Source organism: Synechococcus sp. MIT S9452, from assembly GCF_047304245.1.
In the GTDB taxonomy this organism is placed as follows: Bacteria; Cyanobacteriota; Cyanobacteriia; order PCC-6307; family Cyanobiaceae; genus RCC307.
In genome coordinates, this window is sequence record NZ_CP138956.1 from 2,022,617 (window position 1) to 2,046,774 (window position 24,158).

Annotated in this window: 27 protein-coding genes and 2 tRNA genes; 11 read left to right on the forward strand and 18 right to left on the reverse strand. The window is 63.2% G+C overall.

Annotated features, from left to right (window positions below; all coding sequences use genetic code 11):
• The first annotated feature begins 12 nt into the window (after positions 1-12).
• The gene (locus tag SIB46_RS10740) at positions 13-1,218 is read left to right on the forward strand and encodes a cation:proton antiporter (RefSeq protein ID WP_413296136.1); all 1,206 of its coding nucleotides are present in this window, start codon (positions 13-15) and stop codon (positions 1,216-1,218) included.
• Between the two features lie 16 nt (positions 1,219-1,234).
• A complete protein-coding gene (gene larE, locus SIB46_RS10745) occupies positions 1,235-2,086 on the forward strand; it encodes an ATP-dependent sacrificial sulfur transferase LarE (RefSeq protein WP_413296137.1) in 852 nt (283 codons plus the stop codon).
• On the opposite strand, the gene speD is transcribed toward larE, so the two are convergent.
• Positions 2,062-2,529: an adenosylmethionine decarboxylase gene (gene speD / locus SIB46_RS10750; protein WP_413296138.1), complete on the reverse strand. Its 468-nt coding sequence runs from the start codon at positions 2,527-2,529 to the stop codon at positions 2,062-2,064. The two genes, larE and speD, sit on opposite strands and share 25 nt — an antisense overlap.
• 55 nt (positions 2,530-2,584) lie before the next feature.
• On the opposite strand from speD, the gene SIB46_RS10755 reads away from it, so the two are divergent.
• Positions 2,585-2,782, forward strand: a complete 198-nt coding sequence (locus tag SIB46_RS10755; RefSeq protein WP_413296139.1) for a hypothetical protein — start codon at positions 2,585-2,587, stop codon at positions 2,780-2,782.
• Here the strand turns inward: SIB46_RS10755 and recF are convergent.
• Positions 2,751-3,845 carry a DNA replication/repair protein RecF gene (gene recF, locus SIB46_RS10760; RefSeq protein WP_413297774.1) on the reverse strand — a complete coding sequence of 365 codons (1,095 nt, stop codon included), beginning with the start codon at positions 3,843-3,845 and terminating at the stop codon, positions 2,751-2,753. The two genes, SIB46_RS10755 and recF, sit on opposite strands and share 32 nt — an antisense overlap.
• A gap of 52 nt (positions 3,846-3,897) precedes the next feature.
• On the opposite strand from recF, the gene SIB46_RS10765 reads away from it, so the two are divergent.
• A tRNA-Arg gene (locus SIB46_RS10765) sits at positions 3,898-3,971 on the forward strand.
• Between the two features lie 24 nt (positions 3,972-3,995).
• Here SIB46_RS10765 and SIB46_RS10770 read toward each other — a convergent pair.
• From SIB46_RS10770 to SIB46_RS10805, 8 genes are all read right to left on the reverse strand, one after another.
• Positions 3,996-4,451 (reverse strand): N-acetyltransferase, encoded by a 456-nt coding sequence (locus tag SIB46_RS10770; protein WP_413296140.1) that lies wholly within the window; start codon positions 4,449-4,451, stop codon positions 3,996-3,998.
• 10 nt (positions 4,452-4,461) lie between these two features.
• A complete protein-coding gene (gene ppc / locus SIB46_RS10775; RefSeq protein WP_413296141.1) occupies positions 4,462-7,437 on the reverse strand; it encodes a phosphoenolpyruvate carboxylase in 2,976 nt (991 codons plus the stop codon).
• On the reverse strand, positions 7,434-8,567 hold the full coding sequence (gene gshA, locus SIB46_RS10780; protein WP_413296142.1) for a glutamate--cysteine ligase: 1,134 nt from the start codon (positions 8,565-8,567) through the stop codon (positions 7,434-7,436). The genes ppc and gshA overlap by 4 nt, the downstream gene beginning before the upstream one ends.
• Complete coding sequence (gene trpE, locus SIB46_RS10785) at positions 8,564-10,066, reverse strand: anthranilate synthase component I (protein WP_413296143.1); 1,503 nt, start codon at positions 10,064-10,066, stop codon at positions 8,564-8,566. Before trpE ends, gshA begins: the two co-directional genes overlap by 4 nt.
• A 74-nt stretch (positions 10,067-10,140) precedes the next feature.
• Positions 10,141-10,575 carry a photosystem I reaction center subunit II PsaD gene (locus SIB46_RS10790; protein ID WP_413296144.1) on the reverse strand — a complete coding sequence of 145 codons (435 nt, stop codon included), beginning with the start codon at positions 10,573-10,575 and terminating at the stop codon, positions 10,141-10,143.
• A gap of 56 nt (positions 10,576-10,631) precedes the next feature.
• On the reverse strand, positions 10,632-11,969 hold the full coding sequence (locus SIB46_RS10795; protein ID WP_413296145.1) for a sensor histidine kinase: 1,338 nt from the start codon (positions 11,967-11,969) through the stop codon (positions 10,632-10,634).
• A complete protein-coding gene (gene rodA, locus SIB46_RS10800; RefSeq protein WP_413296146.1) occupies positions 11,966-13,246 on the reverse strand; it encodes a rod shape-determining protein RodA in 1,281 nt (426 codons plus the stop codon). The genes SIB46_RS10795 and rodA overlap by 4 nt, the downstream gene beginning before the upstream one ends.
• Positions 13,247-13,250: 4 nt before the next feature.
• Positions 13,251-14,321, reverse strand: coding sequence for a P-loop NTPase (locus tag SIB46_RS10805; RefSeq protein WP_413296147.1), 1,071 nt, complete (start codon positions 14,319-14,321; stop codon positions 13,251-13,253).
• A 144-nt stretch (positions 14,322-14,465) separates the two neighbouring features.
• On the opposite strand from SIB46_RS10805, the gene hemF reads away from it, so the two are divergent.
• On the forward strand, positions 14,466-15,455 hold the full coding sequence (hemF, locus tag SIB46_RS10810; protein WP_413297775.1) for an oxygen-dependent coproporphyrinogen oxidase: 990 nt from the start codon (positions 14,466-14,468) through the stop codon (positions 15,453-15,455).
• Here the strand turns inward: hemF and SIB46_RS10815 are convergent.
• The 3 genes from SIB46_RS10815 to SIB46_RS10825 form a co-directional block, all read right to left on the reverse strand.
• Complete coding sequence (locus SIB46_RS10815; protein ID WP_413296148.1) at positions 15,366-16,211, reverse strand: dehydrogenase; 846 nt, start codon at positions 16,209-16,211, stop codon at positions 15,366-15,368. The genes hemF and SIB46_RS10815 overlap by 90 nt on opposite strands.
• A 61-nt stretch (positions 16,212-16,272) precedes the next feature.
• Positions 16,273-16,827 (reverse strand): cofactor assembly of complex C subunit B, encoded by a 555-nt coding sequence (locus tag SIB46_RS10820; protein ID WP_413296149.1) that lies wholly within the window; start codon positions 16,825-16,827, stop codon positions 16,273-16,275.
• Positions 16,828-16,852: 25 nt separating this feature from the next.
• On the reverse strand, positions 16,853-17,272 hold the full coding sequence (locus SIB46_RS10825; protein ID WP_011936494.1) for a Pex protein: 420 nt from the start codon (positions 17,270-17,272) through the stop codon (positions 16,853-16,855).
• 107 nt (positions 17,273-17,379) lie between these two features.
• Between SIB46_RS10825 and SIB46_RS10830 the strand changes: the two genes are divergently transcribed.
• Positions 17,380-18,033, forward strand: coding sequence for a ribonuclease D (locus tag SIB46_RS10830; protein ID WP_413296150.1), 654 nt, complete (start codon positions 17,380-17,382; stop codon positions 18,031-18,033).
• 5 nt (positions 18,034-18,038) lie between these two features.
• Here SIB46_RS10830 and SIB46_RS10835 read toward each other — a convergent pair whose 3' ends face one another.
• On the reverse strand, positions 18,039-19,253 hold the full coding sequence (locus tag SIB46_RS10835) for a lipid-A-disaccharide synthase-related protein (protein WP_413296151.1): 1,215 nt from the start codon (positions 19,251-19,253) through the stop codon (positions 18,039-18,041).
• Positions 19,254-19,297: 44 nt separating this feature from the next.
• On the opposite strand from SIB46_RS10835, the gene SIB46_RS10840 reads away from it, so the two are divergent.
• Positions 19,298-19,368, forward strand: a tRNA-Cys gene (locus SIB46_RS10840).
• A gap of 98 nt (positions 19,369-19,466) precedes the next feature.
• Positions 19,467-19,802, forward strand: a complete 336-nt coding sequence (locus tag SIB46_RS10845) for a hypothetical protein (protein WP_413296152.1) — start codon at positions 19,467-19,469, stop codon at positions 19,800-19,802.
• Between the two features lie 8 nt (positions 19,803-19,810).
• Here SIB46_RS10845 and SIB46_RS10850 read toward each other — a convergent pair whose 3' ends face one another.
• On the reverse strand, positions 19,811-20,299 hold the full coding sequence (locus tag SIB46_RS10850) for a hypothetical protein (protein ID WP_413296153.1): 489 nt from the start codon (positions 20,297-20,299) through the stop codon (positions 19,811-19,813).
• Between the two features lie 33 nt (positions 20,300-20,332).
• Complete coding sequence (locus SIB46_RS10855; protein WP_413296154.1) at positions 20,333-20,515, reverse strand: hypothetical protein; 183 nt, start codon at positions 20,513-20,515, stop codon at positions 20,333-20,335.
• Between SIB46_RS10855 and SIB46_RS10860 the strand changes: the two genes are divergently transcribed.
• Both SIB46_RS10860 and SIB46_RS10865 read left to right on the forward strand, forming a co-directional pair.
• The gene (locus SIB46_RS10860; RefSeq protein ID WP_413296155.1) at positions 20,514-21,485 is read left to right on the forward strand and encodes an aldo/keto reductase; all 972 of its coding nucleotides are present in this window, start codon (positions 20,514-20,516) and stop codon (positions 21,483-21,485) included. The two genes, SIB46_RS10855 and SIB46_RS10860, sit on opposite strands and share 2 nt — an antisense overlap.
• Complete coding sequence (locus SIB46_RS10865) at positions 21,485-21,676, forward strand: hypothetical protein (RefSeq protein WP_413296156.1); 192 nt, start codon at positions 21,485-21,487, stop codon at positions 21,674-21,676. Before SIB46_RS10860 ends, SIB46_RS10865 begins: the two co-directional genes overlap by 1 nt.
• On the opposite strand, the gene SIB46_RS10870 is transcribed toward SIB46_RS10865, so the two are convergent.
• Entirely contained in the window at positions 21,660-22,271 is a 612-nt protein-coding gene (locus SIB46_RS10870) for a histidine phosphotransferase (protein WP_413297776.1), read from the reverse strand. The genes SIB46_RS10865 and SIB46_RS10870 overlap by 17 nt on opposite strands.
• A gap of 66 nt (positions 22,272-22,337) precedes the next feature.
• Positions 22,338-23,372, reverse strand: coding sequence for a phosphoribosylformylglycinamidine cyclo-ligase (gene purM / locus SIB46_RS10875; protein ID WP_413296157.1), 1,035 nt, complete (start codon positions 23,370-23,372; stop codon positions 22,338-22,340).
• A gap of 325 nt (positions 23,373-23,697) precedes the next feature.
• Between purM and SIB46_RS10880 the strand changes: the two genes are divergently transcribed.
• The gene (locus SIB46_RS10880; RefSeq protein ID WP_413296158.1) at positions 23,698-24,138 is read left to right on the forward strand and encodes a septal ring lytic transglycosylase RlpA family protein; all 441 of its coding nucleotides are present in this window, start codon (positions 23,698-23,700) and stop codon (positions 24,136-24,138) included.
• The last annotated feature ends 20 nt before the right edge of the window (positions 24,139-24,158 follow it).

Sequence of the window (24,158 nt, forward strand, 5' to 3'; positions counted from 1 at the left end):
TCAGTTATTTTGATGCCTCTTGAGCACCAAGCGCTGTTGTTTGTGGCGATTGCGGTTGTTGCTTGGGTTTCCGCAACATTGCCTTGGCTGCGACTACCAACTTCGGTGCTCGAGATTGTTCTGGGTGCTGTGTTAGGCCCCCACGGCTTCAACTTTGATCAACCAGGCTCGGCATTGCAATTGCTGGCCAATTTGGGCTTGGGATTTCTATTTCTCCAGGCCGGATTTGAGCTTGATCCCAAGGCCTTTTTGTCTGGTGGGCTGCGTCTTGGTCTCACCAGTTGGCTGTTGTCGATTCCCCTGGCCCTGATGGTTGCGGGGCTCTTGATTGTGCTTGGTGAGATCTCCCACCAAGCCTTGCCTTGGGTGTCACTGGCGGTGATCACCACCTCAATGGGGATGGTGCAGCCCCTGCTGCGGGATCGCGAGTTGTTGCCGAAGGCCTATCGCTCGTTGGTGATGGTGCACGCCGGAATTGGCGAGGTGGTGCCCATTGTTTTGCTGAGCATCCTTGAGGGCCGCCGCTCCGAGATGGGCTTCACCCTGATTCACTTTTTGGGTTATTTGCTGATTGCTTTGGCGTTGATGGGGGTGGCAGCGTATTACCGCGGCAGCCTCAATCGTTTGTTGGTGCGCACCATGGATGGCAGCGCCCAACTGCCCATGCGCTACGCCATTGGCTTGTTGGTGGCCATGGTGGCCCTTGCCCATCTGCTCAATATTGATGTTGTGCTGGGCGCCTTGGTGGCGGGGGTGCTGCTTCGCTTCAGCACCAATGCCGATATCTGGCACAGATTGCAGGCCCGCATTGATGGTGTGGGCGCTGGCTTCTTGGTGCCGATCTTCTTTGTTGTCACCGGCATGAGCCTCGACTTTGCCCCGGTGCTGGCAGAGCCCGGGCGCTTGGTTTGGATCCCCTGTTTGATGCTCTTGATGCTGCTCGTGCGTGGGGTGCCAGTGGTGGTGATGACCCGCAAGCACCTGCCTGATCTCCGGGCCCGCCTCGCGCTGGGGTTGGATATCGCCACCCAGTTGCCGCTGCTGTTGGCTGTGGTGGTGTTGGCGGAACGCCAGGGGGTGATTGAGATGTCATTTGCCACCTTGCTGATTGCTGCGGCGATGGCCACCGTGCTCGTCTTTCCGGCGTTGGCGAGTGCGCTGTTGGCCCGTTGCACCCCGCCCGACCAGCCCAATGCCCAAGTCACTAGCCTGATTTGACCAGCAGGCTCCTGTGGTGTTTCGGCAGCTGGAATCACTGACCGCAGCGGATCAAGGCCAGCTCGATCGGCTCAGGCAACGGATCCGCCAATTTGGCCGCGTTTGTGTGGCCTATTCCGGCGGTGTCGATAGCGCGCTGGTGGCCGCCATTGCCCAGGAGCAACTGGCTGAAGCGGCCCTTGCCGTCACGGGCATCTCACCGGCGTTGGCGCCTCACTTGCGAGAGGAAGCCAGGCTGCAAGCCCAATGGCTCGGCATCGCCCACCAGGAAGTGTTGACCGCTGAGCTGCAGGATCCGGCCTATGCCAGCAATCCCACGGACCGGTGTTACGCCTGCAAACGCGAGTTGCACCGCCACCTCGCTGAGATCAGCCGCGCGGCCGCAGGCGCGCAGGTGCTCGATGGTGTCAACCACGATGATCTCGGCGACCATCGCCCCGGCATTGATGCCGCCCGCGAAGCGGGCGTTTGCTCCCCTCTTGCGGAGCTGCAGATTGATAAGGCGTCGGTGCGGCGCTTCTCAAAAGCGCTTGGATTTCCCTGGTGGGATAAGCCAGCGCAGCCCTGTTTGGCCTCCCGCTTCCCCTACGGCGAAGGCATTACGGCCTCGCGCCTGAGCCGGGTGGCCCAGGCTGAACGCTGGTTGCAACAGCGGGGGTTTGATCGCGTGCGGGTTCGCTCCCAAGGGGAGACCGCCCGCATCGAAGTGCCGGCGGCGCGTTTAGCCGAGCTGATGCAGGAAGACTTGCGCCAAGAGTTGGTGCAAGTCTTCCTGCAACTGGGATTCACCGCCGTGAGCTTGGATTTGGAAGGGTTGGTGAGCGGCAAGCTCAACCGCTCCCTTCAGCCGATTGGCACCGACGTCTGACGCTCACTGTCCACCAGGCTGGCGGGAGTGCGGCGCCTGAAGCTGCGCAGGCTTTGATGGCCGGAGCCCAGCTCCTCACTGAGAACCGAGCATGCTTTCTCCGGCATGGTGTGGTCACCACAGGTGAACACATCCACAGCGGCATAACCCGCTTCAGGCCAGGTGTGGATGGAAATGTGGGACTCCGCCAGCAGGGCCAGGCCCGTGACGCCTTGGGGCTGGAATTGGTGGGTGATGAGATTCAGAAGTGTGGCGCCAGCCCGTTCGGCTGCTTGGGTGATGGCGCTTCTGAGAAAGACTTCGTCGTCGAGCTTGCTGGAGTCGCAGTCGTAGAGCTCGAGAATGCAGTGTTTTCCCACCATGTCCATGGGGACAGGCTGCGTGTTGGGGGAGGTGCTGGAGAGGCGTCCTGGATCAGGGTGCAGAACGGACGGTTGTGCCAATTGATTCGGGCAGACAAAAGGGCTAATAACCTTACCTGCAGCTCAGCGCAAAATTGTGTTGTCAATAGCCAACAGCCGCCGCACCTCTGCCACCAGCGCTGGGTTGACCGTTGGGGAGCTGCTCTTGATTTTGTTGGTTGCAGGCGTAGCTGTCGGCGGCACGGTGCTGGCGTTCCTTGGCTTCTCCTCGCCGCCGGCTGAGCAGCAGGCGGCCCCCGCGCTTACGCCGCAGGAAGAACAACCCCAGCCCTGACCTCCACCAGCTGCGCCCGTTGCTGCCAGTCGGCGACGCAACTTTGTAGGTGCGTGGCACTCACCAAACATTGATGGCCTTCGCCAACGGCTTCCAGCAGCAGTTGTTGCCGTTGGGGATCCAGTTCGGCCAAGACATCGTCGAGCAGCAGCAGTGGCGGCACCCCACTGAGGCTGGTGACCAGCTCCAGTTCGGCCAACTTGAGCGCGAGCACCAGGCAACGCTGCTGGCCAGCGGAACCGAGCCGCCGTGCCGGCTCGCCCCCGAGCAGCAGGGCCACGTCATCCCGTTGGGGTCCAACGCTGCAATATCCCAAACGGGCTTCCTGTGGCCGTTGTTCTTGCAGCTGATCCAGCAGGCATTGCTGCCACACCTGCTCGTCTTCGTCGCCGTTGAGCTGGGTGCCGGGTTGGTAGAGCAGCTGTAGTTGTTCGCGTCCGCCGCTGAGCCGTTCTTGCCAAGGGGCAGCCAAGGGCTCCAGCCGTTTGAGGGCGCGGTGGCGGCGGCGATGCAGGCGGGTTCCGATCACCGCCAACTGGTGGTCAAAGGCATCCAACAACTCATCGCGGTTGCTGAGTTGGCGTTTGAGCAGTTGTGAGCGCTGCCGCAGGAGCCGTCCATAGCGGCTCAGCAATTCGCCGTAGACGGGTTCGAGTTGTTGCACGACACGGTCGAGCCAATCGCGCCGGCCCGATGGTTCACCGCGCACCAAGCTCAGATCAAGGGCACTAAATCCAACGCAGCGCAGCGGCCCAATCAGATCAGCGTGGCGCTCCAGCAGCTTTCCGTTGCGCTGAACCCGCCGCCCCCCCTGGCGCCTGAGTTCAATCGCCAACTCATCGCCGGCTTCCTCTCCCACCCAGGCTTTGAGCCTGCTGCTGGTCTGTCCGCGTTGGATCAGATCGCGATCTTGGCTGCAGCGGTGAGAGCGCAGGCTGGCCAGAAGCTCAACAGCTTCCAGCAGGTTGGACTTGCCCTCGCCGTTATTGCCGAGCACTAGCAGCCGCGGCGCATCCAGCTCCAGATGCAGCTCCGCGTAGTTGCGAAAACAGCTCAGCTCCAGGCGGTGGAGAAGGATGAGGGCAGGGCCACTAAGCAGCTAACGTAAGCAATGAGGGCATGTAGCTCAGTTGGATAGAGCGTCAGATTCCGGTTCTGAATGTCGGGGGTTCGAGTCCCTCCATGCTCGTGAGCCTTTTCCTCTGATCTTTCGCTAAAGATCCAGGCCCATGGCACGGATCCCATTGGGGTCCGTAATGAAGTCAAACGTCTCCAGCACCTCAATGGCTTGCGGTGGTGAGGCCAGCGAGATGCTGCAACCGGGGAGCTCTTTGCGCAGGCGGCTCAAGGCGGCGTGCACCAGCACGGCCAGCAACCGCTTGGCCTGCGGCTCGTCCGGCACAACGCGAAGATCCCAAAGGTTGGCATTGAGGGCTTGATCACTGGTCACGCGCACAAATCCCACCAGCTGCTCGTTGCGCAGCAGCCGCACGGTCCAGGCACTGGCCTCCAAGGCGCGGGCGATGGTGTTGTCGCTGCGCACCGGAGCGCCGCACTGCTGCAAGAAACGGTTGACTGCAGGGGCATCAGCGGGCTGATCTTCCATCACCAAGACAAACCCCTCAGGCAGGCGAGGCGCCGGCGGTTGACTGCGGAAGTAAGGCATCATCGCTGCTGCCTCAACCGGTGTTGCGCAGGCCAGCGGCAATTCCGTTGATGGTCAGCAAGGCACCGCGCAGCAGCTCACCCCGGCTGTAGGTGCGGGTATCGCTCAGATCGGATTCATTCATGGGGGGCTGGCGGTTCTGGTTGCGGAGCCTCCGGAGCAAGGCCACTTGCAAAAAGCCCAGGGGCACGATCGTGCGATTGCGCAGCTCCACCGAGAGTTGCAGCGGTGGGTCGCCATCGAGCAGCCGTTCATGGCCGGTGATCTTGAGCACCAGCTCCTTGGTGAGGCTGTACTCAGCCGCAATGGTGGCGAAGATCTCTTGGAAGGCATCAGCGCGGTCAGCACTGCCGAGGGAGTCGACGTAGTACTTCGCCAAGGACAGGTCCACCTTCGCCAGGGTCATCTCCACCTTGCTGATCAGCATGCGGAAGAAGGGCCAGCGCTGGTAGAGGGTGCGCAGGGTGTCGAGCTGCTCACCGTCGTCACCCAGTTCCTCGCGGATGGCGGCTCCCACACCAAACCAGCTCGGTAGCAGGAAGCGGCTTTGGGTCCAGCCGAACACCCAAGGAATGGCCCGCAGTGAGGACAGATCCCGTGCGCCCGTGCGGCGCCGCGCCGGCCTCGAGCTGATTTGCAGCTTGCTGATTTCCTCAATCGGGGTGACCTGCTCGAAGAAGGCCACCAAATCTGGGTGCTCATGCACCAGGGCGCGGTAGTGCTGACGCGAACGTGAAGCCAGCCGTTCCATCAGCTCATTCCAGCTGGGGGTGTCGTCCACGCCACTGGAGAGCAAGCTGTTTTGCAGCACGGCGGTGGTCACCGTCTCAAGGTTGTAGAGCGCCAGTTCCGGCAGGGCGTACTTCGAGGCCAGCACCTCCCCTTGCTCGGTGATCTTGATCCGGCCTTTGAGGGTGCCGCTGGGCTGGGCCAGGATCGCTTGATAGGCCGGGCCGCCACCACGGCTGACCGAGCCGCCGCGTCCATGGAAGATGCGCAGGCTGATGTTGTGCTCACTGCACAGCGATTGCAGGGCGATTTGGGCCCGGTGGATTTCCCAGTTGCTGGAGAGGAAGCCGGAGTCTTTGTTGCTATCGGAGTAGCCGAGCATCACCTCCTGCAGCGGCACCTCCTCGTTAGCGAGCAGTCGCTTGTAGAAGGGGCGAGCCATCACAGCGCCCATCACCTCAGGGGCGCAGCGCAAGTCCTCCACCGTTTCAAACAGGGGGATCACCTGCAGGCGTGTGGTGCCTTCCACTGGATCCACCAAGCCGGCCTCTTTGGCCAGCAGCAGCACCTCCAGCAGATCCGACTCCGTGTGACTCATCGAGATCACATAGGTGCGGCAAATCCGCTGCCCGAATTCCTCCTGAAGCCGCCGCAGCATTTGGAAGACGGCAAAGGTTTCCGCCGTGGAATCACTCCACAGCGGACCGGTGGGAATCAGGGGGCGCCGGGTTTGCAGCTGCTCCAGCAGCCACTCCACCCGCTGCGGCTCCTCCATGGCCTCATAGTCCTGAGGCAGTTGCAGGTAGCGGGTGAGCTCGGCGAGGGCTTCGCTGTGGCGGGTGCTCTCCTGGCGAATATCGAGGGAGGCCAGGCAGAACCCAAAAATCTGCACCTGGCTGAGCAGGCGATTCAGCGGTTCGCAGCTCAAGCCGGTGGCTTCCAGGCTGGTGCGAACCAGTTCCAGATCACTGCGGAAGTCCTGGTAGGTGCTGTAGTGCAGCTCCTGCTGTGGGGTCAGGCTGCTGAGGGTCTGCTCCTCCGGTTCCGTGGCGCTGGGGGGAGATTCCCAGCCCAATTCAGACAGTTGCCCGTTGCGTTCATGCGTGAGCTCCAGGCGCTGCAGCACATAGCAGAGCTTTAGCCGGTAGGGCTCAAGGCGGTAACGAGCCGCCAGTTTTTCGTAGATCTCCGGGAACCGCAGCCGGTCCATTTCCAGGGACTCCAGCAGTGCCGGACTCACCTGGCTCCATTGCATGGAAATGCTCAGTTGGTTGCGCAGGTTGCGCACTGAGCTGAGGTAGCGCTCCAGCATCAACTGGCGCTGATAACAGGCGGTGCGCCAGGTGATCTCCGGGGTCACGGAGGGGTTGCCATCGCGGTCGGAGCCCACCCAGGAGCCGAAGGTGCAGAACCCGTCCTCCGGCGGTGTCACATCGGGATAGGAGTCCTGCAGCGCCTTGCGGATGCGCTCATGCAGCAGCGGCATCGCCTGGAACAGCACCTGCTGGAAGAAGTGGAGGGCGTAATCCACCTCGTCGAGCACCGACGGTTTGAACTGGTGCAGTTCATCGGTGCGCCACCAGACGCGGATCTCTTCGAGCAGCTGCTGGCGCAACCCCTGACGATCATCAAAGCTGTCGTTTTCGTCGTTCAGCCCTTCCAGGCGCTGAATCAGATGGGCGACGCGGCGGTGCTTGTGGCGCACCGTGTGGCGAACAATTTCGGTGGGGTGCGCGGTGAACACCAGCCGCACATCCAGCTCCCGCAGCAGGGGCTCGAGCAACCCGGGGGGCACGTTGAGGGCGCGCAGCCGCTGGAACAGCCGTTGGAAGGTGGCGGGCTGGTCGTGGTTGGCCAGGTGGCCATTGAGGGTGTCGCTGATCGCGGCTTCCGCGATGTTGTCCTGGCTCATCGTGGCCAGGTAGCGGTCTTCCTCGATGTGCTGCTCGAGGATGTTGACCAGCTGGAAATAAAGGGAAAAGGCCCTGGCAGCGGCGATCGCTTCCGAGAGATCCATCGCCACGATCAGGTCAATGATCTGATCGGAGGTCTCGTCTTCGCGGCAGAGCTGCTTGAGCTGCAGCACCCGTTCGGCCTGCTCAGGCGGGCATTCGCTGCGCAGCACATTGCCCCACAGCTCTTCGACCAGCTCCAAGCGTTCGTTCAGTTGACGCAGGGTGCGGCGACCGACGGGCTGGACTGTCTCGGTCTGCGAAGCCGGCATGCGCGAGGTCGAAGCAGTGGAAGACGTTTCGATCATCCCAAACCGCCCTTCAGCAAGTCCTGCTCAAGGGCCGCCATGGCGGCACTATCGGCCCTCAGGATGGCGGAGATGCTCTCACCGCTCTGCTGGCGCTGCAGCCATTGCATGGCGGTGTTGCCGCGCGCCAGCAGTGCTGGCAGGCGATCAAGCCAGGCCATGGCGGGCTGCCCGTCTCCCCAGGTCTTGAGGTCTTGGAGTTGGTCTTGGATCCACTGCCGCGCGCTGATGGTGCGGCCATCGCGCCAGTGGCGCAGCTCAGCATCGAGGCTGGCTAGGGCGGCCTGCTGGTCGTTGTGGTCGGCTAGCTCAGCCAGCTCAGCGGCGCTGAGCTCACTGCTGAACAGGGGATCTTCGCTGCGGCCCCGATCGATCAGTTGCAGCAGCCGCAATTCCGCCAATGCTGTGATGGCCAATAGATCGCGCGGATCACTCACCAAATCGCAGACCCGCAACTCGACGCGATTGAGCTGCTGCGGGCGCTCCGGTCCATTGGGACGCACCGATCCCCAGAAGTGACGCACATTGCGCATCTGCCGTTGCTTTAGCTGGGCGTGCATCCAATCGATGTAGTGCTGATGGTTTTCAAACAGCGGCACCTGTTGTGGGGTGATGGGGAATTGCCGCCAGCGTTGGGAGTGGGCCCCTGTGGCTTGGCCATCAAGAAATGGGGAGCTGGCACTGAGGGCCAGCAGCAGTGCGGCTTCGCAGCGCAGCAGGCGGCAGGCCGCCATGATCGTTTCGCTGCTCTCCAGGCCGAAGTTGATGTGAACGCTGGCGGTCACCACACGGGTGCCGTAGCTGTCCTCGATGAACTGGTGATAAGGGTTGTCGGGATCGGAGCGCTCAAAGCGTTGGCTATCGCCAAGGCTGAGGCTGCTCCCCGGCAGCAAGGTGAGCTGGCGCTGCTGCAACCACTGGCGTAGGCGCTGGCGAGGCTCGAGCAAGTGCTGGAGCTGCGCTGCATAGGAGGCCTCAGGCGGTGTGATGTATTCCAGGTTGCGGCGGTCGGGCTCGGTCACGATCCCGTCGATGGCCGCGGCGGCTTCGCTGGAGCAGCCCACCACCGTGCCGTCGGGGCGGCCGGTGTACATCTCCACTTCAAAGCCCTTGAGCAAGCTGTGGCTCATGGCTGTGGAGCAGCCTCGAGGCAAGCCAGGGCCTTGAGCATGCCGCGGGCTTTGTTGAGGGTTTCCTCGTGCTCGGCGGTCGGCTGAGAGTCGGCCACAACTCCGGCTCCGGCTTGCACCTGCACGCGCCAGCCCCCGCTCTTTCCGGGCTGCACCACCATCGTGCGAATGGTGATGGCGGTGTTGAGGGCACCACTGAGGTCCATCGAGCCATAGACCCCGGAGTAGGGGCCGCGGGCATCGGGCTCAAGCTCATGGATCAGCTGCATGGCCCGAATCTTGGGTGCCCCGCTGACGGTGCCTGCTGGGAAGGACGCCCGCAGGAGATCCCACACATCGTGCTGCGGCTGCAGATCGCCTTCCACCTGGGAAACGATGTGCATCACGTGGGAATAGCGCTCAATCAGCATCAGCTCTTTGACCTCAACGCTGCCGGGCTGGCAGACCCGGCCCAGGTCGTTGCGGCCGAGATCCACCAACATCACGTGCTCGGCCCGTTCTTTGGGATCGGCGAGCAGCTCCGCTTCGAGGGCTTGATCCTCGGCGGCTGTGCTGCCGCGGCGGCGAGTTCCGGCGATCGGCCGCAGCGAGGCCACCACCCGGCCGTCGTCTTGGGGGTCGGCTTTCACCATCACCTCGGGGCTGGAGCCAATCAGATGCCAGCCGTTGAAGCTGAAGAAGCCCATGTAGGGCGATGGGTTCACCATCCGCAGGCTGCGGTACAGATCGAAGGGGTCATGGCTGACCTCCGCTTCCAAACGCTGCGACAGCACCAGTTGGAAGACATCACCAGCGCCGATGTGGTTGCGGGCCTGGCGGACAGCGTCTTCAAAAGCGCTCTGGGAGGTATTGCTGACCACCTTGAGCGATTGGGCGTCTTGCTCTCTCCAGGCCAGTGGCGTCAGGCCCGCCGGAAGGGGCTGCTGCAATTGGGTTTCCAGCTCATCCAGCCGCCGTTCAGCTTCCGCTCTGGCAGCTATTGGATCGTCGTTTTGGCTGTGATCGGCATAGGCGACAGCCGTCACTTGCCGCCGCACCTGGTCGAACACCAGCAGGGTGTCGCAGAACATCCAGCAGCCATCGGGCCGGTCGTCATCGCTGCGGGGATGCACCGGAACACTGGGCTCGACCCAATGGATGAGTTCGTAACCCCAGAAGCCAAACAGCTGACCCACCGGGGGAAGTCCTGGGATTGGGGCGCTCTTGTAGGGGGCGAGGCGTTGGCGCAGCAGTTCAAAGGGGTCGCCTTGGAGTGATTCGCGCCGCCCGTCGCGGTGTTCCAGCCAGGCTTGATCGCCGCGCACACTCAGCACCCAGAGCGGGTCGCTGGCCACAAAACTCCAGCGGCCTAGATGCTCACCGCCCTCGACCGACTCCAGCAGCACGCCATAGGGACGGCCCTGGCCCACCTTCAGCCAGGTGCTCAGAGGTGTGTCCAGGTCCGCCGGCCAACGCCGCCATAGCGGCTCGAAGTTGGTCGTCGGATCGGGGCTGGCCATCACAGGGCTTGGCAAAAAAAAGGCGGGTCGTTTGACCCGCCTTTCTAAAGGATGTAGCGCTAAGCGCCGTGGGTTCAGCTGTCGAAGGTGTTGCGGCCGCTGAACTTGATGGTGGCGGGATTGGTGTTTTGGCCGATCCGGCGGGGGTTGTGCCCCACCATGGCGCGACCTTCGTTCACCTTTTCAGGGAACACACCATCGGCCGGGTGCAGGAATTCCATGTCGCCACCGGGGTAGATCCGGTAGATCTTGTAGTCCTCGATCCGGGGCTTGAACTGGGTGCGCAGCTGGGTGCCCAGGGCCAGGCACTGCTCTTTGCGCGCGAAGTACATGATGTTCTCGCCAGAGTTCATCATCGCGGCACCACCGGTGGGCAACTCGAAAGCCTGAGCTGAGTCGCTGTTCCAGGTGATGGCGTACTTCTCTTCGGTTTCAGCAGCGTTCAGAAGGCCGCCGGTGCTGCCAATGAACTGGGGGAGCTGGCCGCTGAGAGTGGATGCCGTGGACATTCAGCCACTTGTTTAGGTATGGCTGGAAGCTAGCACTCATCTGCGATCTGCCTGCCTCAAGCGCCGTTCTCTTCACAGCCTTCAACATTGGCGAGGGGCAGATAGAGCGTCAGGCTGCTGCCAGGACGTTCGGTAAGGCGCCCGCCAAGGCTGCTGAACAGCTTCTGGGTGGCGGCTTGACTGAGTTGCAGGCTGCCGGTGGCTGGGTCCCAGCTCAGCACCGGACCGACGCTGGCGGTGTCGCCGGGGCTGTCGTCGTCATCACGTCCGCCGCTGAAGCGCAGCTTGAGCTGCTCTCCGGCTGAGGCCAGCTCAACCCGAACGCTCTCGCCCCGGCGCAGTCCGCGGCTAAAGCGATCCATCAGGCCAATCAGCATCGATTCGAGCAAGATCGGATCGCTCATCACGGCAGGCAGCTGCTCGGGTTGCTCCAGCTCCAGGGACAAGTCACGCCGCTGCAGTTGGCGTTGCCAGATCTGCTCGAGCCCGGGCAGCAAGGCGCCTAGATCGGTCCGCGCCAGGGCCCGCTGTTGGCTGGGTTGACGCTGCAGTTCGGCGGCCTGAAAAATCAAGCCAAAGCGATCGATCTGCTCACTGCATTCGTGGTCGATTTGTCCCAGGCGCTTTTGCAGCGGGGGCGATAGGTCTGAGCGCCGTTGCAGTGAGCGGATCAGGGTGCGGATCGTTGCCAGCGGCGTGCGCACTTCATGGGCAATGGCCTCTAAGAGCCCCAGCTGTTGATCGGAGTCGTCGGTTGCGTTGCTGGCGGCACTCACCAGGGTCAGGCTCGGAGTGGCCTTGGCCAATTGGGCGGCCACGCGCGGCCAAAATTGCTCAGCCAATTGCGGCGAATTTTCGAGGCTGCCGAGTTGTTGGATTTGGTGCTTGAGGTCGCTGGCGGCGTCGCCCTGCTCGCTGGCCAAGCGATTGCCCAGCGATTGCAGCAGTTCGGCAATCAAGGGTTGCTCAAAACGAACCAAGAGCTGGCGCTGGGCGCCGCTGCCATGGAGGGCCATCGCCACCTGCAGTGGGCCCGTGATCAGCAGCAGTAAAGGATCGGTGCCGTCCCCTGCTTGCAGGGGCAGCTGCCACAGGCTGCGCTCGCTGGCTGGGTGGTTGGCGGCACTGCCGGGGAGCTCAGGGGCCCGGCTACTCCATTGCGGCGGAGTCCACACCCAGCCATGGAAGCGGCTGATCAGCAGGGGTTCATGCAAGGCCGGAAGTGGGGCTGCGAGCCACAGCCCCTGCTGGCAGCCCTGCTCCAGCAGCAGCTCCTGCACAACCGTGAGCGCTGCCCACCACTGGCGCCTGGCACTGGCGTCATCGCCACCTGAGGCGGGAACCCCTGCCGCTAGGCGTTGCCGCAGCGTCTGCAGGGAATCATTGGCGCTCACTGCAAACGCATGCGAGCCCGCCGGGCCTCTCGCTCAACGGAGGCCACCAGACCAATGCCCATGAAATTCACCAGCAGGGCAAAGCGCCCATAGCTGAGCCAGGGCAAGGGAATTCCCGTCACAGGGCCCAGGCCGATGGTCATGTTGATGTTGATGATCACCTGGAACATCACCATCGCCAGCACACCGATCACCACCAGCGACTCGAAATCGCTGCGGGCTTGGCCCGCGATTTGCAGCAGTCGCCAGGCCCAAACGAGGTAAGCAACCAAGACCACCACGCAACCGATGAAGCCCGCCTCTTCGCCCAGGGCGCTGAAGATGAAGTCGGTGTGCTGCTCAGGGATGAACTGCAGCTTGGTGAGCTGACCCTGCATCAAGCCCGTGCCAAAAATTTGCCCAGAGCCGATGCCAACGGTGCTCTGCAGCAGGTGATAGCCCCCGCCGAGGGGGTCTTTGGTGGGGTCTAAAAACAGGATGAGGCGATCGCGCTGATAGTCCTTGAGGCCGTGCTCCCAGAGCAGGGGAGTGATCCAGGCAAAGAGTCCATTGATGGCCAGGCTCACCGCCACGGCGATGGCTTTCCAGGGAAGGCTGCGCCAGGCCAGCAGCGCCAATAGGGCAAACCAGGGGATCAATCCCCAGGGGAGCAGGCCTGCAATCAGGGCTGTGGGCAATGGCGAGATCAATAGAACCAGCCACTCCAGTGGCAGGCCGGCCCAATAGAGCATCGCCAGCAGCACGGCGCCAAAAACCAGCGATGTGCCGAGATCGGGCTGGATGAACACCATCGCCCAGGGCACCGAGATCACCGCCATGGGGCGGAGCAGATCCACGGGCCGCTCGATCGGGTGTTTGGCCAAGATTCCAGCCAGCAACAGGATCGCGGCGAGCTTGGCGAACTCCGATGGCTGGATGTTGAAGCCGCCGATCGAGATCCAGCGCTGGGCACCTAGGGCGCTGGTGCCCACCAGCTTCACCGCCAGCAAGCTCACCAGCGTGGCGATATAAACCGGCAGCAGCAGTTGCTGCAGATGCTTGAGCGCAACGCGGGAGAGGCCCACGGCTGCGCCGATGGCCACAACGGCGGTGATCCAGTGGTTTTCCCAGTCGGCCAACGGTGATTGCCGTTGGGTGCTGGCGATCAGAACACCAGCGAGCAGGGTCAAAAAGACGGGGATGCCCCAGAGAACCGGATCAAATTGAATCCGTTGGCGCCGCTTGCCCCGCGCTTTGGCTCCCAGTCGCGTGGCTCGGGTCCCCTGGTAGGTGGGCATCGGGTCAGATCTTGAGCGCAGCCATCAGGCCGCTGGCCAGGTCCTTGAAGACTGCCGCAGTGACACTGTCTGGCTGGCTGATCGTGACAGGGCGGCCACTGTCTCCCCCCTGTTGCACCGGTAGTTCGATCGGGATTTGGCCCAGCAAGGGCACCTGGCTTTCATCGGCCAGTTGGCGCCCACCGCCACTGCCAAAAATCGGGTAGCGCTGTTCCGGTTGCTCCGGGGGAGCAAACCAGCTCATGTTCTCCACCACCCCCAGCACGGGAATGCCCATCTGCTGGAACATCGCCAGGCCGCGGCGCGCATCCTGCAGCGCCACCTGCTGGGGCGTGGTCACCACGACAACGCCGGCCATGGGCACGGCCTGGGCCAGGCTCAGTTGGGCATCACCGGTGCCTGGCGGCAGGTCCACCACCAGCACATCGCGTTCGCCCCAATCCACTTGATAAAGGAACTGGCGGATGATCCCGTTGAGCATCGGGCCGCGCCAGATCACTGGCTGATCGGGGCCAATCAGCAGACCCATCGACACCATCGCGAGGCCGCAGCTTTCGATCGGTGTGAGCCGTTGACTTTCGCCCTCGCCTTCCACCTCGGGGGTGCGATCGGCAACGCCCAGCATGGTGGGGGCATTGGGCCCGTAGATATCGGCGTCCAGTAAGCCAACGCGCAGGCCCTGTTGCGCCAGGGCGCAGGCCAAGTTGACGGCCACGGTGCTTTTGCCCACCCCGCCTTTGCCGCTGCTCACGGCGATCACCTGCTTGACGCCCTCGATGGGTTGGCGCGGTTGACTTTGGCCATGGCCGGCGGCTCCGATGGGCGCTCCTTCGCCGGGCTGGGCCAGCTCGATTTGAACGCTGTCAATGCCGTCGAGGGCCTCCAGGCGGCTGCGCGCCTTGGACGCAATGCTGTCCCGTTGACCTTGGGCAAAGCCCGGCAGCGCGAGGCGAAACACCGCCCGGCTGCCCTCTAGCCGGAGTCCTTGAATCCAACCGAGCTCCACCAAGCTGCGGCCGCTGCCGGCATCGGTCAGCTCAGCGAGCTGGCTGAGCGCGTCCTGCTGGCTGGCCATGGGCTTCCCTCACTGGCGCCGGATCCTAGTGACAGCCCCTTACAGACACTTGCCGGCGGCACCGGTCAACTGAAAAGGTGTTGGGCTACTGCTGTGCAGGTTCCTTTGAGCGCCGTTACCCCGCCTGCTGACTCCCGCAGCCGCATGAAGGCCCTGTTGATGGGGCTGCAAGACAGCATCTGTGCTGGGCTGGAGCAACTTGATGGCGAAGGACGCTTCCAAGAGGAGAGCTGGGTTCGTCCCGAAGGCGGCGGCGGCCGCTCCAGGGTGCTGCGCGAAGGCGCCCTGCTCGAGCAAGGCGGCGTGAATTTCTCCGAGGTGCAGGGCAAAAACCTGCCCCCCTCGATTCTCAACCAGAGGCCTGAAGCGGCGGGCCATCCCTGGTATGCGGTGGGAACGTCGATGGTGTTGCACCCCCGCAACCCCTACATCCCCACGGTTCACCTCAACTACCGCTATTTCGAAGCCGGTCCGGTGTGGTGGTTTGGCGGCGGCGCCGATCTCACCCCCTATTACCCCTTCCTGGAGGACGCCAAGCATTTCCACCAGACCCTCAAGGGGGCTTGCGACAGCGTGAATCCGGCCTACTACCCGGTGTTCAAGCCCTGGTGCGACGAGTACTTCTTCTTGAAGCACCGCAATGAAACCCGCGGCATTGGCGGCATTTTTTACGACTACCAATCCCCCGGTGGTGCCATTTACAAAGGCCCTGATGCCCAGGGTCCAGCAGCTGCTGTGGGCAGCGAGCAGGTGCCTGAGCGCGATTGGGAGAGCCTGTTCCAGTTGGCGTCGGCTTGTGGCAACGCCTTTTTGCCCAGCTATGTGCCGATTGCTGAGCGGCGAAAAGGGCTCAGCTATGGCGATCGCGAGCGCCAGTTCCAGCTCTACCGGCGCGGCCGTTACGTGGAGTTCAACCTGGTGTTTGACCGCGGCACGATTTTTGGTCTGCAGACCAATGGCCGCACCGAATCAATCTTGATGTCGCTGCCCCCGCTGGTGCGTTGGGAATACGGATACAGCGCAGAAGAGGGGAGCCGTGAGGCCCTACTCACTGACGTCTTCACCCGGCCCCAAGACTGGCTCGGTGATGCTGCCCTTGAGCAGCGTTGTGCCCCCCACGGGGCTGTTGGCTAAGACCATTCCCTGCCGCAGCGCTCGCACCACGCGGCGAGCAATGGTTTGAAGTGTTTGTTGGCGCGTGGAGGGATTGCGGAGGCCTCGTTCCAGCGCCCCCTCCAGCTGGCCAATTTCCAGCATCGCCACGCCGCGGCGGGGGCCGCCAAGCATGCCCCGGTAGTCGTAGGGGTAGGCGCCAAATTCTTCAGCTAAGGCTTCATCCATCACCGAGAAGCCGTAGAGCACCGCCGGGATGATGCCGGGCCCGATGCCATGGGGTGAGTAGGCGTCGTAGTGAATTTCAACGGCGTAGCCGCCGTTGGAGACATGCTCACGACCCACGCTCCAGTTGGTGCGGGGATCATCGGAATCGCGAATGGTGCGCACGCCAGGGTCGTAGAAGCGCATCTTCAAACCTTGCCGCTGGCCCTCGGCCACCACGGCCTTGGCGGTGAGCAGGTTCCAGAACAACTCATCGGTGATGCCTGGCTGCATCGGCCGGGCACCGCCGATGCCAACGGCGCGCCCAGGGGTGCCAGAGCCCGCCATGCGCTGGGAATCAGCGTGGCCGGCCAGCACCAGGATCGGCAGATCGGGCTTGGGGATTTCCGTGCCGACCCAGTTTTTGCCTTCGCCGGGTTCATCCGGCAACGGCGGCAACTCTGGGCTTTCTTGCAGTGGCGATTCGATGCTCTCGAGCAAGTCCATCAGTCCTGCTTGGGCAGGGGTGGCTAGCAACAGAAAGCCGCCCAACAGCAGGGCAATGCGACCCATGGGAATCAAAATGGGTTCCCCATGCTGCCCGGTTAAATCTGATTTGCAAAGGGAAGTGTCGCTAAACCGGTGAACTCAGCAGCTTGCCGTCGCTGTGGAGATTCAGTGGGCGACCGAGTTCTTGCTCAACGGCAATCAATTCATCCCGGTGCCCCCTGAGCCGCAAGGTTGTGGGGCAGAAGTCCTGGGTCGGCATCAGCCGCAGTTCAAAGGTTTCAACCCGCTCGGCCTTGCGGCGATACAGCAGGCCAGCCATGGGTCCTAGTAGAGCCAGAAGCAGCGGCCAAAAGCCGAGTTGGGGGAGCAGCTGACGCAACACAAGCCCCAGGCTCGCGGCACCCACGGCACCCAGGCTGCTTAGCAGCACAGCGAGCGGCAGGCTGGAGGCCACAGCGCCTTCAAAGCGCATCACCTGGCGTTCTGGGTCGCCGCCACTGGCTTGCCAGCCGCGGGCTAGCAGCCAGTGGTTGAGGCCATCGAGAACCTCCACAGGAGGCCGGGAGCTGTTGACATCCACCGTGGTGGTGCGGTCCTTGCTGGCGGCCCTGAGAAAGAAACCCAGGCCAATGCCCATCAGCGAGGTGAGCAACAGGGTGGAACTGAGAACAGGATCCATTGCGGGGCTTTGAGCCCCGCCATTCTCAACGGCTCAGCACTTCAGCTGTGACCTTCTGGGGAGCAGCCGAGGTGGACTCGGTGTCCTTCAGCCAGCGATGCCAGGCGGGCATGAGCTCTTCAGCTTCTGCGCGGTAGGACTCCTCCAGGTGCAGCATGCGGCGGGGGCGACCGCGGCTGGGGCAGCGCTGGGAGTAGCTGCCAATGGCGCCTTGCTGATCAAGGAAGGCAATGGCTTGCTGCAGCACGGTTTCCGACAGGCGCAGGCGCGGATGGCGCTCAGCCAGCAGATTCATTAGGGCTGTTGGATAGGAATCGGCGGCCAAGAGGCAGTCGAGGATCCAGCAGACGGCCAATTCCAGGCCGAGGTACTGCAGTGGGGGCTGATCAAAAAAGCGCTTGATGTCGTTCAAGCCATGGTTGGCTTGGGCTCGCCGATGCGACATGGCCGATCCTGTGGTTTTGCTCTGAACGAGCACTAACTCAGTCTCGTTTTGATTTTCAAGTGAGATAGCCGGGTCATCGGGCAGATTGGGGCTGATTTGCCCTGCCGATGCCTCAAGACATCCCCGCTTCGCCCACCCACTTCGCTGTCTTTGACGGGGATCTCAGCCCTGAGTGGTTCGCACATTACAAAAATGCAAAGGCTTTGGCGGTGGACACCGAAGCCATGGGCCTCATCCACGGCCGCGACCGCCTCTGCCTGGTTCAGATCTGCGATGACCAGGACCGTGTGTGCTGCATTCGCATTGCCCGTGGCCAGAGCGACGCTCCCCTGCTCAAAGAGCTGATGGAAGCCACCGGCATCGAGAAGGTGTTCCACTACGCCCGCTTTGACGTGGCGGCCATGGCCAGTGGTCTAGGGATTGCTGTGAATCCGATCTTCTGCACCAAGGTGGCGAGCCGCTTGGCCCGCACCTACAGCCCTCGCCATGGGTTGGCGGCTGTGGTGAGTGAGCTGGTGGGGGTGGACCTCGATAAGCAGGCCCAAAGCAGTGATTGGGGCCGGGTTGAGGAGCTCAGCGAGCAACAGCTGGCCTACGCCGCCAATGACGTGCGTTATTTGCTGCCGGCCCGTGACCGTCTCGAGCAGATGCTGGTGCGCGAGGAGCGCTGGAGCTTGGCGCAGCGCTGCTTCCTCTGCATTCCGGTGTTCTCCGATCTTGACCGCTTCCAGTACGGCTCAATTTTTGAGCACCGCGCCTGAGTGGCCTAGGGCAAGAGGTGGCGCTGAATCGCTTGGGCGCTGGCCAGGCTGCCGCCGGCTGGCCCCATGCGGCGGCGCCCAATCCGCCCGAGCTCCTCACGCAGCTGAGGCTCGTTGAGCAAGAGCTGCATCCCGGTAGCCAAGGCATCGGGGCTCTGGCACACCCGCACGGCCCCGCCCAGTAGGCGGCTTTGGCGTTCAGCAAAGCCGCGCTTGAACTGCGGGCCTTGGCCTGGCAGCGAGAGGGCCGGGCAGCCCAGGCCTACCAACTGTTCGGTGGCGGTGCCGGCGCAGGCCAGGCCCAGCTCGGCCCAGGGGGCCCAGGTTTCAAAGCGGCCGCGGCCCAGCAGCAGCAAGCCGCCGGGTCCGCGCCAGGCGGCATCGGCATCGCTGCCGGTGGGGACCTCGGTTGTTTGGTAGCCGAGGGGCTCCATCAGGGCCCGCAGGCTGGCGTCATCGGGCTGTTGTCCGCAGGCCAGCAGCAGCACATGTTCGCTCGATGGCGGCAGCGCTTTGAGCAGGCGCCGCAGGTTGCGCCGGGCCTCCGGTGCCCGCGAGCCCGGCAGCAGCAGCAGGCGCCGCAGGCCTGTTAGCGAAGCGGGGATCGAGCTGGGCAGGAAGCCATCCATCATTGGATTGCCAGGAGCCAGGGCGCGCACGCCATGGCGACGCAAGCCCCGCGCCGTCAGCCGGTCGCGGCAGATCACCAGCCGGCAGTGGCTGCCCTGCATCAAGGCCCATTCCCAGGGATCCCATTCGCTGGCTTTGCAGCGGTGGTAAGCGTCCGCTGGCCAGGCGGATCCTGGTCCGCTGCACCAGGTGTAATCGCTTTTCGGGGTGCCAATGAAGCCGTAAGGCACGCCGCTGGCCCAGGCCATGGCTAAGGGGAGCAGGTCGCCCACCGCCAGGATTCGGCCGCCTTGATGGCTCCACTGCTGCAGGCTTTGCCACTGCTTCCAGGTGTTGCCCAGCAGCCCAGCTTTGAGGTCTTGCGCCAAGCCGCCAGCGCTTTGGTTGCTAAAGCCGCCGCTGGGCAAGGTGAGCCGAGGGCCAATGGCGCTGATGCCGTCCAGCTCCCGGTAGCTACTGCCCTGGCCCACGAGGGGCAGCACGGCGATGGCCAAGCTGGGCTCGAGCCGTTGCAGCGGCTCGAGAATGCGGCGGGCGATGAGGTCTTCCCCATGGCCATTGCTCAGCACCAGCAGGCGATTGGTGGGCATGGAGCGGCTGATACGATCCGTTTTCGGGAGTTTGCTCCCCGGCCGGCGGCATGGCCAAGTGGTAAGGCAGAGGACTGCAAATCCTTTATCCCCAGTTCGAATCTGGGTGCCGCCTTGGGTCAGCTGAGACCCGAATTGCGACAAAAACCTGTTTTTCCCTTCAGCTAGCGGAAATCCTGGCCATCAATGGGATGCGTCTCATGAGGATCATCCGTGGACCTGCTCGTTCTGGTGGCCCCGCTGTTGATGGCTCAAGCGCCTGCGTTGCAGGTGGGGACGCCGATGCCTCAGGTGCATCAGCAGCTGCTCACAACCGGTTGGAGCGTGTCCAGCGAGGCGAACGATAGTGAGCCGCTCTCGCCTCGCCAGAGCCATCTCAAGCAGCGGATCCCCGCCTTGATCACTTGCAGTGGGACCGGTTCGGGCTATTGCGCTTATGGCTATAGCCGCCAGGGGCAAAACCTCAAAGTGGTGGCCAGCTCTGATGGGCCCCTGCTGCGCTGGCAGCTCGGCGAAGCCTGGTATGGCGAGGGGCTGTCCCAGCAGTAGGGGCGGCGTTAGAAGCTCGCTTCGGCCTGCCATTTGGCCTTAAACATGGACCGAGCTGTGCAGCTGACGGCTGTGGGGCTCAGCTGACAGCTCCCCACGGCCGGCCAGGCACTGGGCAGAGAGCTCTCGCTTCCTTCGCTGTCGTACGCCACCTCTTTGGCGTTATCGAGCTCCAGCTTCAGCGATTGGGTGAGCCGGCATTTGTTCAGCCGGCAGCTCAATGGTGTGCTGGTGGTTCCCCCCAAGCTGAGGCTGTTACTGCTGCCGCGCTCGCTGCCGCGGGCCAAGAAGGAAATGGTGATGTAATTGCCATCAACCTGCTCAATCACAACCCGGGCGCAGGGGCCTTGGTTGGGTTGCCGCTTGAGCTTGTTCATCATGCGACTGCGCTGGCAGCTCTTGGGTTCCAGCACCAGTTGACCGTCCCCTTTGGCGGCGGCGGGTTGGCCGATCAAACTCGCCATCAGCGCCATGGCGATGGCCCATTGGTTCCTCACAACAACCGGCTCAGGTGCTGCATTGTGGCCGCCTCAGTAGTCGTTGTCAGCGACGCACATCCCAATGCAGCTCAGGCCATTGTTGGCCGTGCGTCCGCAGTGCTGACACAGCACGCGATCGCCTTCGCTCGCGGTGGCATCGCTAGCTGGTTGCTGCGTTGGTGAGGGGGCGCCCGCTGGTTCCTGCATGGTGGTGCCGGGATCGGAGTTGATCATGGCGGTTGAAGCGCCTGGAGTGGGGGCCGGGACTTGGGCTTGGGGAAATCGCTTCCTTTGGGGGTATGAACCCCAAAGGGACGATCCGGTGATTGAGGCCACGGTGGCCGCGGCGGTTGCCGCTGGCGTGCGTTTTTTCGATAGTGCTGATTCCTATGGGACCGGCGCCTACGCCGGACGCAGCGAGCGCTTGTTGGGACAAGCCATCGCTGCCTTGCCCCCCGATCAACGCCAAGGCCTCACGGTGGCCACCAAGCTCGCTCCCTTCCCTTGGCGCTGGGGCCGTCGCGGCTTTGACCGTGGCTTGGCGGCCTCCCGCGCTCGCCTCAAGGGCCGTTTGGATCGGGTGCAACTGCATTGGAGCACCGCCCGCTATGCCCCGTGGCAAGAGGGGCCGCTGTTGCAAGGTCTCGGTGATCTTGTCGAGGCGGGCGTGGTGCCTGAGCTGGGGATTTCCAACATGGGTCCCCGCCGTTTGCGCCGCTGGCATGGCCTGTTGCAGCAGCGGGGCTTGCGCATCAGCAGCCTTCAGGTTCAGTTTTCGCTGCTGGCCACCGAACCCTTGGCGCCTGGTGGTGTGCTGGAGGTGTGCCGCGAGCTGGGCATTGAGTTGATTGCCTACAGCCCCTTGGCCTTGGGGCTGTTGAGTGGCCGCTGGAGCCTCGATGGGCCGCTGCCCAGCGGGCCGCGGGGCACCTTGTTTCGGCGTTTATTGCCGGCGTTGAAGCCCTTGCAAACGCTCATGGCTGAACTGGCTGCGCGCCATCAGATCTCACAGACGGCCTTGGCCCTGAGCTGGTGCCGCAGCCATGGGGCCATGCCGATTCCGGGATTGCGCCGCGTTGAGCAGGTGGATGCGGTGCGTGAAGCTCTGGGCTGCTCGCTGCGCGATGACGAGCGGCGGCGCCTCGATGAAGTCGCTGCCATGCTGAAGGTGAGCATGCCGGCCAACCCCTTCAGCAGTTCCTGATGGCGCCGATCCCCCCACCCCTATTGCGCCGCGCCCTGATCCTCGATGTGGTGCTCACCCTGCTGATGCTGGGGTTGTCACTGATGGCTGATCAGCAGCTCTGGCGAGTGATTTGGTGTGTTGGGGCGCTCGTGGCGGTGCTTGATGCCCTGCTGGCATCGCGTTTGCTCGATCTCAAAGATCGGGGCTAAGCACCACAGGCAGCACCATCGGATCATCTCCGGTGGGCTCGCTGAGGGCTTCCGAAGGGATGCTCTGCAGGCTGGCTTGGGGAGGCGCTGCAGCGGGCTGGGTCTCGCAGGCGTTCAGCGCTTCTTGCAGCAGTGAATCAAAGGTGGCGCCGGGCAGGCGGTGGCGCGCCAGCTCCAGAAAGGCCCGTGCCAGGGACTCGCCAGCTGCCGCTTGCAAGTGGGGGTTTTCGCGGCGACGCTCCTGCTCTTGGCTGATCGCTCGCAGAAAACGGTCGGTGACATCGCGTTTGGTGCGCGCCCGAATGATGCTGTCGTCGCTGGGGTTGCTGCCGAGTTGTTGCTCGAGATCAGCGATGCGGCGCTCGAGGCTTTCGAACACATCGGCGGCTTCGCGGCCGACGTTTTGCAGCTGACCATCCGACATCTGCGGCAGATCAGCGACAAAGACTTTGCCGTGGTCGGGAAGCGTTAGGTAAGTGGCGCGTGGACCGCTGCGGTGATACCCCTCGGCTCCGAAGCGTTGAGGGCGATTCGGGGGGGTTGGACCAGCAGAACTACGGCGACGGGTTAAGCGATTGGACTCGTTAAAAGGCACGTAACAAAGACGACTGTTTTTCTCTTTGCCGCCCATCTTGCCAGCCCTGTCGAGCTGCAGCCTTCTTTAGGCCCCTGCCGGCAGGCCAAGAACCCCCTGACCAGCAACGATTTCGCCGCAAATCCAGCCTGTAAAGCCACTGTTGTGCACCACTTCAAGCGCCTGCTGGCAGCTGCTTTCAGGCAGCACCACCACGTAGCCAACACCCAGGTTGAAGGTGTGCCAGAGGTCGCGCTCCGGCACCGATCCCAGCTCCTGCAGCCAGCGGAACAGTGCTGGCCTCTGCCAGCTGCCCGGATCGATTTGAGCGGCCAGCCCTTGGGGCAGGGCCCGCGGCAGGTTCTCGGGCAATCCGCCGCCTGTGATGTGGGCCATGCCCCGAAGCTCCAGCTCTGATCTCTGCAGCAGGGCCTTCACCAGTGGGGCGTACAGCAGGGTTGGCTCCAGCAGGGCTTCTGCTGCGCTGCGGCCACCCAGGGCCGCTTGGCTGGTTTCCAGCGGAACCTGATTGGCTTCCAAGATGCGCCGCACCAGGCTGAAGCCATTGCTGTGAACGCCACTGCTGGCGATGGCCAGCAGCTGATCACCGGCCTGAATGGTGCGGCCATCAATCAGTCGCGGCTCATCGACAACGGCCACACAGAAGCCCGCCAGGTCGTAGCGACCGGCCGGATAGAAGCCAGGCATTTCAGCGGTTTCGCCCCCCAGCAGGCTGCAACCGCTTTGGCTGCAGCCGCTGGCGATTCCTTCCACCACTTCGGCCATGGCGGCCGGGCTGAGCTTGCCTGTGGCGATGTAGTCAAGAAAAAACAGCGGCTCGGCGCCGCAAGTGATGACGTCGTTGGCGCACATCGCCACCAGGTCAATCCCCACGCCGTGGTGGCGGCCGCAGTCCTGGGCGAGTTCCAGCTTGGTGCCCACGCCATCGGTTCCAGCCACCAGCAAGGGTTGTTCCAGCCCGGCCGGCAGGCGGCAGAGGCCCCCAAAGCCCCCTAGTCCTCCAAGGACTTCTGGGCGGTGGGTGGCCTCCACGCTGGTGCGGATGCGTTCAACGAAATGGCGTCCGGCTTCAACGTCAACGCCGGCGCTCTTGTAATCCATCTCCTCAGGCTGCTGCCGTTAATCCCATCGTCGCGCAAGGCCTGTCCGATAAGGCTGGCTGATTTGGGAGATTGCTGTTGCTGATCAGAGGCGCTCCGTTTTTTCGGCGAGTTGTCTGCGGTGGCAAGGGAACTGGGAGGAGATTGGATTTTCTGATCAACGACTGATTCGGTTGGGTGTGTGGAACCGTGTGCTGCTCTCCATTACGTTTTGATCGCTTTTTACCGCCTTGAGGAATCGCTGAATCACCGATTCAGCTCAGGGAAGTTGTTTTGCAAATGCGCCTTTTCAGGCGGCTACTGCATGCGCTCCGGTTCCGTTTGTAATGACTGTCTTGACGCTCCATCGCTTGGTTGTTTCAGCGGCCCTGGTCGCCCTGCCGCTGCAGCCGGCTGCGCTTGCTCAGGAGCTGACCGAGCCCCTGCTGAAGCTCACCGCAGCGCGAGAAGCTGCTGTCCAGCAGCCCCTGGTGCGTTCCACCAGTGAAGGTGAGGCCAGTTGGTATGGCCCTGGCTTTTTCGGCAATCTCACCGCCAATGGTGAGATTTATCGCCCCGGCACGATGACGGCCGCCCACCGCACCTTGCCTTTTGGCACCCGTGTGCGGGTGACCAACCTCTGGAATGGCCGCAGCGCTGTGGTGCGGATTAATGACCGCGGTCCCTATGTCGGTCAGCGCGTGATTGATTTAGGCCATGGCGCCGCTGAAGAGTTGGGCCTGTTCCACAGCGGCATTGCCCAGGTCAAACTCGAGGTGCTGCAGTAGAGGCGCCCAAGCGCTGATGT

Coding starts and splice junctions, on each gene's coding strand:
- SIB46_RS10740 (WP_413296136.1), top strand. CDS start 13: ATGCCTCTTGAGCACCAAGCGCTGTTGTTTGTGGCGATTGCGGTTGTT.
- SIB46_RS10770 (WP_413296140.1), bottom strand. CDS start 4,451: ATGATGCCTTACTTCCGCAGTCAACCGCCGGCGCCTCGCCTGCCTGAG.
- ppc (WP_413296141.1), bottom strand. CDS start 7,437: ATGATCGAAACGTCTTCCACTGCTTCGACCTCGCGCATGCCGGCTTCG.
- gshA (WP_413296142.1), bottom strand. CDS start 8,567: ATGAGCCACAGCTTGCTCAAGGGCTTTGAAGTGGAGATGTACACCGGC.
- trpE (WP_413296143.1), bottom strand. CDS start 10,066: ATGGCCAGCCCCGATCCGACGACCAACTTCGAGCCGCTATGGCGGCGT.
- SIB46_RS10790 (WP_413296144.1), bottom strand. CDS start 10,575: ATGTCCACGGCATCCACTCTCAGCGGCCAGCTCCCCCAGTTCATTGGC.
- rodA (WP_413296146.1), bottom strand. CDS start 13,246: ATGCCCACCTACCAGGGGACCCGAGCCACGCGACTGGGAGCCAAAGCG.
- SIB46_RS10805 (WP_413296147.1), bottom strand. CDS start 14,321: ATGGCCAGCCAGCAGGACGCGCTCAGCCAGCTCGCTGAGCTGACCGAT.
- hemF (WP_413297775.1), top strand. CDS start 14,466: ATGAAGGCCCTGTTGATGGGGCTGCAAGACAGCATCTGTGCTGGGCTG.
- SIB46_RS10815 (WP_413296148.1), bottom strand. CDS start 16,211: ATGGGTCGCATTGCCCTGCTGTTGGGCGGCTTTCTGTTGCTAGCCACC.
- SIB46_RS10820 (WP_413296149.1), bottom strand. CDS start 16,827: ATGGATCCTGTTCTCAGTTCCACCCTGTTGCTCACCTCGCTGATGGGC.
- SIB46_RS10825 (WP_011936494.1), bottom strand. CDS start 17,272: ATGTCGCATCGGCGAGCCCAAGCCAACCATGGCTTGAACGACATCAAG.
- SIB46_RS10830 (WP_413296150.1), top strand. CDS start 17,380: ATGCCTCAAGACATCCCCGCTTCGCCCACCCACTTCGCTGTCTTTGAC.
- SIB46_RS10835 (WP_413296151.1), bottom strand. CDS start 19,253: ATGCCCACCAATCGCCTGCTGGTGCTGAGCAATGGCCATGGGGAAGAC.
- SIB46_RS10860 (WP_413296155.1), top strand. CDS start 20,514: ATGGCGGTTGAAGCGCCTGGAGTGGGGGCCGGGACTTGGGCTTGGGGA.
- SIB46_RS10855 (WP_413296154.1), bottom strand. CDS start 20,515: ATGATCAACTCCGATCCCGGCACCACCATGCAGGAACCAGCGGGCGCC.
- SIB46_RS10865 (WP_413296156.1), top strand. CDS start 21,485: ATGGCGCCGATCCCCCCACCCCTATTGCGCCGCGCCCTGATCCTCGAT.
- purM (WP_413296157.1), bottom strand. CDS start 23,372: ATGGATTACAAGAGCGCCGGCGTTGACGTTGAAGCCGGACGCCATTTC.
- SIB46_RS10880 (WP_413296158.1), top strand. CDS start 23,698: ATGACTGTCTTGACGCTCCATCGCTTGGTTGTTTCAGCGGCCCTGGTC.